We start from the raw sequence: 514 nt of genomic DNA on the forward strand, positions 1-514 counted from the left end.
TATATTCTCTTACCTCTACTAACTCTGACTCTTCTTAATCTCTTACGGAACATCATTCCGTTATTTGTCTTTCACCAATCGTATTCATAATTTTGGGGAACTACGATGCGTTATTTTTCTCTAAACTGCCCAAATGCTTGGTTTTGATGCAAATAAAGGATCGTAGTTCCGTTCCCCTTGAATGATCACGTGTGCATTACAAAATAGCGTATCCACGTTCCTCCTTAAACCCTGCCTCGCCTGTACAGCCCCTACCATTTAGAGGAACACAAGGAGACGGATCAAGGTAATAAAGTTATAAAGGGTAGCATTGCTCACCCCCAAAATTTCTTTTGTACACAAAAAAACCACGAAAATTCGTGGTTTCTTCATTTTAAACTAATTTTATATGAACGAATGTACTTTTAAATTGGTTGCGGGGGCAGGATTTGAACCTGCGGCCTTCGGGTTATGAGCCCGACGAGCTACCGGGCTGCTCCACCCCGCGTCATAGTCTTACAAAAAAGTTGGTAAA

At 41.2% G+C, this 514-nt stretch carries 1 tRNA gene; it reads right to left on the reverse strand.

Features of this window, described 5'->3' with window-relative positions:
• Positions 1–410: 410 nt before the first annotated feature.
• Positions 411–487, reverse strand: a tRNA-Met gene (locus tag GC093_RS30295).
• Between the last annotated feature and the right edge of the window lie 27 nt (positions 488–514).

The organism is Paenibacillus foliorum (genome assembly GCF_013141765.1).
In the GTDB taxonomy this organism is placed as follows: Bacteria; Bacillota; Bacilli; order Paenibacillales; family NBRC-103111; genus Paenibacillus_S; species Paenibacillus_S foliorum.